7 protein-coding genes and 1 pseudogene are annotated in these 7,163 nt (G+C 43.6%); 4 read left to right on the forward strand and 4 right to left on the reverse strand.

Features of this window, described 5'->3' with window-relative positions:
- Window positions 1–417: 417 nt before the first annotated feature.
- Window positions 418–1,278 (reverse strand): glycosyltransferase family 2 protein, encoded by an 861-nt coding sequence (locus ACTIE6_RS27380; protein ID WP_439559665.1) that lies wholly within the window; start codon window positions 1,276–1,278, stop codon window positions 418–420.
- 68 nt (window positions 1,279–1,346) lie between these two features.
- A complete protein-coding gene (locus tag ACTIE6_RS27385; protein WP_439559666.1) occupies window positions 1,347–2,279 on the reverse strand; it encodes a nucleotide-diphospho-sugar transferase in 933 nt (310 codons plus the stop codon).
- Window positions 2,280–3,372: 1,093 nt separating this feature from the next.
- On the opposite strand from ACTIE6_RS27385, the gene ACTIE6_RS27390 reads away from it, so the two are divergent.
- A complete protein-coding gene (locus ACTIE6_RS27390; protein WP_439559667.1) occupies window positions 3,373–4,572 on the forward strand; it encodes a T9SS type A sorting domain-containing protein in 1,200 nt (399 codons plus the stop codon).
- Window positions 4,573–4,616: 44 nt separating this feature from the next.
- Here ACTIE6_RS27390 and ACTIE6_RS27395 read toward each other — a convergent pair whose 3' ends face one another.
- Complete coding sequence (locus ACTIE6_RS27395; protein WP_439559668.1) at window positions 4,617–4,928, reverse strand: hypothetical protein; 312 nt, start codon at window positions 4,926–4,928, stop codon at window positions 4,617–4,619.
- Between the two features lie 234 nt (window positions 4,929–5,162).
- Between ACTIE6_RS27395 and ACTIE6_RS27400 the strand changes: the two genes are divergently transcribed.
- The 3 genes from ACTIE6_RS27400 to ACTIE6_RS27410 are packed head-to-tail and all read left to right on the forward strand — an operon-like array spanning window position 5,163 to window position 6,610.
- Window positions 5,163–5,804: a 3-keto-disaccharide hydrolase gene (locus ACTIE6_RS27400; RefSeq protein WP_439559669.1), complete on the forward strand. Its 642-nt coding sequence runs from the start codon at window positions 5,163–5,165 to the stop codon at window positions 5,802–5,804.
- A gap of 14 nt (window positions 5,805–5,818) precedes the next feature.
- On the forward strand, window positions 5,819–6,289 hold the full coding sequence (locus tag ACTIE6_RS27405) for a YdeI/OmpD-associated family protein (protein WP_439559670.1): 471 nt from the start codon (window positions 5,819–5,821) through the stop codon (window positions 6,287–6,289).
- Window positions 6,290–6,295: 6 nt separating this feature from the next.
- The gene (locus tag ACTIE6_RS27410) at window positions 6,296–6,610 is read left to right on the forward strand and encodes a hypothetical protein (RefSeq protein ID WP_439559671.1); all 315 of its coding nucleotides are present in this window, start codon (window positions 6,296–6,298) and stop codon (window positions 6,608–6,610) included.
- Window positions 6,611–6,740: 130 nt separating this feature from the next.
- Here the strand turns inward: ACTIE6_RS27410 and ACTIE6_RS27415 are convergent.
- A pseudogene (locus ACTIE6_RS27415) lies at window positions 6,741–7,163 on the reverse strand (hypothetical protein); the annotation flags it as partial.

A 7,163-nucleotide genomic window follows, 5' to 3' on the forward strand; every position in this document is an offset into this window, starting at 1 on the left:
GGGCACAGTACACTACTGTATATGAAAATGCATTTTCCTGTTCAAGTAACTCGTGCATTCTTTCCCGATAAGGCGCAGGAACATTGGTAAGGTAAACAACATGTATTTTCTTTTCCATTTTGAGGACGTCGTGCGCTTGTGGCAATTTACTGGTTGAGTAGTTCTAAAATTTTAGGGCCGCAATGGTGTGCGCTGCGGGCTTAATGAATTCGGTTGAATTCTTAATGTATCGCTCAAATCAGATGAAATAAAAGCAGTTTCTGATATGAGCCAAGTTAACTATGTGATGATTTCGTAAGCTAAGTTACTGACGGTTATTTGTAATCTTATTCTTTTGTGGTCAAACCCTGATCTTGTGGGGTTATGTTTTAAATCAGAGGGGTTAATTTGTCGGGATATTTACAATAAAAATCATTATCAGTTAGGTCTTGTTTTTAAGTTCTCCCAAATAAATGGAAACAATGTTTTTAGCCATAGCTTGCTAAATGCAAACGGATAGTATACCGGAAAATGATCACGTATAAATCCAAGGTATTCGTAGTATGCTAAACCTTTTGGACTCATTAAATACTTGATTCTTTCTGAAAGAGTTGTATTCTGTCCCCGCCAGTTATTGCCGTGATCATCGGTGCATTCACCTAAAACACCTGGTGCGACAACTACCGGAAATCTGGCTTTTTTCGCCTTCAATGTGTAATCGTAATCCGCAATTCCATGTGTAAAATGATCGGATAATATTCCTATTTTTTGTACAATTTCTGCGGGAACCAACATGATATTTGCATTTCCGAGATCACATTCCACAGCTTCTTTTGCGCTAAAAACCTGTACACTCTTTATTGAGAAATTCGATGTAAGTTTTTTGCCGCCGTAAGATATACGTTGGGAAACAGCGTCCATCGTACTGCCAATGCAAATGCCTGGTTTGGCGGATTTTGTCCGTGTTGTTTCAGCACATTTCAGGAGCGCTTCAAGTGCATCAGGAAACAAAATGGTATCATCATTAACCAGGAGGTAGTGGTCAAAATTTCCCTCCGTCGCGCGCCGCCAGGATTTTCTCATCCCACCTGCCCAGAACAAGGTACCAGTTCCTTTCAATACCTGAACTTGTGGAAAAGCTTGTTTTACGGCTTCCGCAGTCCCATCAGATGAAAGGTCGTCGGTCAGGAACGTAGTTATCTCAACATCTTCGATAATGTTCTGGCTGTAAAGGCTCTTTAAACAATTGAGTGTCTTGTCTTTTCTGTTGTAGGTGGTTAATAATACCGCAATTTTCATAGTTAAGCAGGAAGTTAGAGGGTAGTTATTTTTAATCCTTACTGTACAGTCAGCATTCCGTTTTAGGCTCACGCATCCAAATGCAACATATTCTTGACCCTGTTCATAATGCGGATGCGCATTGGGGGTTTTCTCATGAATCTTTTTCTGGCGTGGTGGCGCTCGTATTGGGTGTTAACCGCCAGCTGCACCTGAGAACCCGTATTTTCCCAGGGCCACGTTTCGCAAAAATGATCTTCCGTTTTTTCACCACTGGAATGAACACCTTCCAAACCTATGTTACTTACCAGGTTAACATTAGGAACTACCGATAATCCGTAATTCAGGAAAAGGGTGTATTGCCATTGATAATCCCAGGTGCTCTTTTTTTCCTGGACATAAACCTCATTAAACCTGTCATACCAATACCGCGCAATTTTATTATCCCCGAACAATGCCTGCACTTTTCTCTGGTTTTTCATTTCGGGAAGTTTTTCCATCCAGAAATCATATTTATTCCATGCTCTTTTCCACGTTGCCCAGCCCCAGATATGTCCTATCAAGCTGAAAAAGTGATCAGATTGTCCCATTGTAAATTCGCCGTTCCACCGCGTGCCTGACACATGCATAACACGATCATTGTTGTGGTATTTATCCAGCATGACTTTACAGAATGAGAAAAAAGAAGGATGTGGCAAACAATCATCTTCCAGTATGATTAATTTTTCATTTGTTTCAAATGCCCAGCTGATTGCCGATGATACACCCATTGCACAACCCATATTGGTATCAGCAAACCATTTCTCAACCTGACAGTCCCAATTGATTTGTGAATCATCAAACAAACTTCTGCACGCTTCCACCAATTCACTTTCTTCTGGCTTATCTATTCTTGCTGCGTCTGAGAATATGTAAAGTTTTGAAGGTTTTAGCTTCCTGATTTGTGCAAAAACATGACAAGTTGTTTCCGGCCTGTTAAATGTGATCAGCAGGACAGGGACATCAAATACTTTTTTACTCATTACGGATTAATCATGAATAGTTAATAATGGGGAATTCATTAATAATGCACAGTTGACTTGATCTTGCATTAGTTTACTTTTTAATCAGACGCAATAGATCTCTGTAATTAATGAATGCACATGCACCCATTAATTGATATTCTATTTGATAATTGGTGTGTATTACGATTATTATTAACGACGTTTAAACCCCAGTTTCTGATCGCATTGAAATGGCATACCAGTGACATTAAGTACCCTTATGTTCGGGTACGCTTATGATTAATGAAAGTTTATAGGTGTCAGTATATCATAAAGCCCTGCGGAATAACCGGCCTCACCTTATGATGGATTGATATTTAAAGAGAGTGTGCTTGATAGATCACCGATCAACTTGCAGATGGTCGGTTGGTTTACTGATTCGAAATTAGTATAAAGAGGAAGCAGATTTTCAATTTTGGGGCGATACCCCGTGTATTATGTGGTCAGTTTGATGAAAAGTGGGGTTTCAAAAATCTGCTTTTTTGAAGCCATAAAGGCTTTTATTCTACATTTAAACTGCCATTTTGAATAAAATAAATAGCGGGCAAAAAGGTATTTAATTCAGTCAGAACTTGTCAGGATTACATATATTATTTAATTGGTTCAAAAACTTTTTACATTTTAGATAGTTAGCTAACGTTATGCGAAATACTTCGCAAAGTTTTATCACTATTTAGTTCTTTCAGGTAGACCTAACTATTTTTTGCATTTGCTACAAGTCACCGGAAGTTGCAGGTGTTCACTGCAATTTGAATCAGGCCTCCGCTAGTCGAGAAAAATGTGGTCTATTTTCTCACCTCCAACTTCATCCCTCATTGTATCTCCTGGCCACGGCGATCCGTGGATTGCGCGCTTTTGCTGCATGGACAAATACGTCGAATGAACAATTCAGGCAAAACGGACTGTCCAGATGCGTCGAAGTCTCCCCTAAAACCCATCATATTCCTCTTAAACAAAGAATTTGAGGTGAAATTGTCGCATAAATAGTTGCATTAACTTGTAGAAATACTTTCTTTGCGATAGAAGAAATTTATACCCGAAAGTATTAAGTCTACTCTACTGCAAACTAACTATGACACAACTATACAAATTCTTTTCAGCTGCTCTGCTCAGCACACTTTTCCTTTTCGCATTTGAAGTATCCGCACAATCCGGAAATGGTATTTCCACGCACAGAGGCACTCAGATCGGACTGGTCACTTTCGGGCCCGACGTGGAGTCCGGCGTATTGGGTGATGACAATTTTGTCGATGGTTATGTCAAGAAGCTAGGTACAAACGAATTTGTATACCCGGTCGGTGGCAATGGTGCTTTTCGCCCGTTTGCCGCGGCTGCGCCAGGAACAGCCGGCGCCTATTTTCCTGAGGATCCGGGCTCAGACAAAACACGTGAGCTCTTCAACGAAGGACCTTTTAATACCCTCGCGACCGATGCCGGCACAAGCGCAGTCAGTAACCGGGAATACTGGGATATTGACGGCTCAGAAAGCACAAAAATTACCCTGACATGGAATGGTACCAGCGACATCAACTCGCTGCTTGCGGGCAAAGATCTTGGCAAGCTGACGATCGTCGGCTGGTCTGCCGGCAAGTGGGTCAAAGTGCCTTCCAGCGTTGATGAAGCGTCGGTTATTGGTGGGGAGAGCTCAATATCAGCGGGTTCAATAACTACAGACGGCCAACTTGTCCCTGATCATTTCAGCGTTTTCACGCTGGGAGTAGTTGCAGAGGGATCTTTGCCGGTTACACTCGCAAGCTTTCATGTGAAAGCGGCTGAGCAGTCGGCGGTTCTGCATTGGGTTACTTCCGCGGAGGTAAACAGCAGTCACTTCGAGATCGAACGGAGTACCAACGGAAAGCAATGGGCGCAGATCGGTACACTGGCTGTTGCGTCTGGCGCAGATACAAATTTGAATACCGACTATGAATTTGTTGATCAGCATCCATTAGCAGGCACGAATCTCTACCGCCTCAAAATGGTCGACCTGGACGCGTCATTTTCATACAGCCAGATCAGAGAGCTTCAATTCAATCTGAACACGACCGCCTACATTTACCCAAATCCTGCATCCGGCAAAATTCACGTTAACGGAATCATGCAGAATACATTGCAGGAAGCCACGCTGATGGATTTGAACGGCAGACCACTAATCAGGACCGGCAATATTGCAGGCGGACTCGGGATTGCGGATGTTCCGCAAGGCAGCTATGTTGTTAATCTGCGGTTCAACAACGGAACAGCAAAGTCACTGTCCGTTGTTGTTGAAAAGTAGTGCCGGCCTGACAATGAGGGTAGTTTGGGTCGCGATTTGGCCTGTTAACTATGCAGCTGAGCCGTTTCTAATTTCAGTTTCAGAGTTTTCAGTTCAATGGCCTGCTGAAACAGCAACTCAGTTCGTTTTTTCTGTAACCTAACCTTGTAACGCTGCATCTGTAAGTGCTGCTTTCTGACTAATAACGCCTTGTTGAGATACCCCATCTGATCGGCCGTCGCTTCCAGTCGCCTGAAGTGGCGGTACGATAACCTTTGTTTTTTCTCTTCTGCATCATGATCGTAGGCAGACACTTGCGATTGGTGCTTCCTTATTAATTCGATTATCTCTCGTTTAATATCTCCCTCGCTTAGCATTAGTTCTACATTAATTTAGTAACTATTTTAATTGCAACTAATTAGTTATCAGTGGGGTAAGTTTTTGAAAATCGTCCGCCAAAAAATTGTGCCCGGAACAGCTCAAACGTTGATATATTAAAAAAGAACAGGAAAAAGGAGATTGTAACGAGATCAAGTAGTTTCTTCCGGTCGTGGTGCTTTTTTGCAAAATCATTTCATCTCACGCATTCAACTTTTTACACGAATTACTTTATGAAAAAAGGTACACAACTGCTTGCATTGGCGCTTCTTTTAAGTCTGGTCACCACCTTGGCTGCACACGCCCAGGATGGCTGGATTTCACTATTTAACGGCAAAGACCTTACGGGCTGGAAGGTTGGGGCTAACGCCGGCTCTTTCACCATTGTCGACGGTACGATCCAAGTCGCCGGCCCACGCGCGCATTTGTTTTACGAAGGCCCCGTAAAAAATCACATGTTCAAGAATTTTGAGTTCAAAGCAACCGTGAAAACAAAACCCGGCTCCAACTCCGGTATTTTCATTCATACGGCTTATCAGGAAGACGGCTGGCCTTCGCAGGGATATGAAGTGCAGGTCAATCAGTCGCATACTGACTGGAAGCGCACAGGAAGCTTGTATAATGTGGTTGATGTAAAAGAGACTTACGTGAAAGATGACGAGTGGTACACAGAGTACATCAAAGTGGAAGGCAAGCACATAACCATTAAGATCAACGACAAAGTGGTGGTGGACTATGAAGAGACCGATGTTGACAAAAGACAGGGTGATATGAAAAACAAATTCCTGAAATCCGGCACCTTTGCTTTGCAGGCCCATGATCCAAAAAGCGTTGTTTTCTACAAGGATATTATGGTAAAACCATTAACAGAGTAATCCTCCAACAGGTTATGCCTGATTTTGTTCATTTCGAATCGGTACTTGATCGCCTTCCTAAAAAGGGAGGCGAATTTTATATGATCGTACCCGATGAAGTTGCATTCCAATTTGTTGAAGGGAGGAAGCCCGCCCGGGTAAGATGCCTGTTAAATGGTCAGGTTGAATTTCAATGTGCGATCAGGCCCAGGGGTGGGGGAGGGTTTTACATTAACATCGGTACGCCGATCCGCCAGGAAGGCAAGCTGCAACTCGGGCAGCAGCTGTCTGCGAAGATTTGGAAAGATGATAGTGAATTTGGCCGCGACATTCCGGAAGAACTTGCTGAACTCCTGGAAATGGACCCGGAAGGTAAAAAAGCCTTTTACGAACAACTCCCAAGTCACCAGCGCGGAATGATCTATTACATATCGGGAGCAAAATCAGTGCAGGTACGCATTGACCGTGCGATAATGATGATCAACCGGCTCAAAAAATTCAAATAACCAGCTATGAAATACACGCTTTTATCTTTTCTGGTTTTGTTGCTTGCATGTACAGACAAAACGGCCCAACCCGGCGAAGTTGCGGGAACAATAACTGGATTTTTAGAAGTAGACGACTTAGGCAAAGGATGTGGCACAAGCGGCCTCGTACTTTCCATTGAAAAAGCAAACTATCTCATCAGCAACGAGGTTGAGCCCCGGTACCAGCAACCGAATGCCTGGCCGGTACAAGTCTGGGTGCGCTTTAAATTAGTGAGCCCGGATAGATGCAGCCAGTCAGGAAACAGCGTTGAGATCGTATCAATTCGAGAACGGAAATGAGCCGGAGCAAGAAATCTTGCGCAATCATAGTCTTATAATCTGACCTTTGTTACTATACTTAACCTGTGCCTGGCTGGTTATTATTTGCTAACCAGCCAGGCACAGGTTGAGGTCAGAAGACGCGGCCTCGTTAAGGTTTTTCCGTAAAACCGTCCGGCTTCTTTGTTTCGTTCTGCACAATATCATTGATCATCGCGTCGCGTTCTTCAACGGTTCTGTTCAGGACCTCCTGGTTTTCAAGATCATTATCAGTTCCCTGGAATTGAGTAGTTGCCGACGTCTCAAATTGGTTTTCACCCGAAGCAGCAGAATAATTGGTTGTACCAATGTGGTTCACCGGCATGGTACCATAATTATCGCGCTGCTCGCGGAGGCGCAGACTTTGTTCCACTTTCCGCTCCACAATGCGGCTTCTTACCCGAGCGCTTGCTTCCCGGCGCTCAATATCGCCTCCCCAGTTGCTTGCAGCAGCAGTTTTGTCCAGGTGCTCCGAAACACTTGGCGGGTTCACGATCGGATCTTCATACTGCTTCCCGGTTTGGTCGCCGGCATG

Source organism: Dyadobacter sp. (assembly GCF_051859145.1).
Classification (GTDB): Bacteria; Bacteroidota; Bacteroidia; order Cytophagales; family Spirosomataceae; genus Dyadobacter.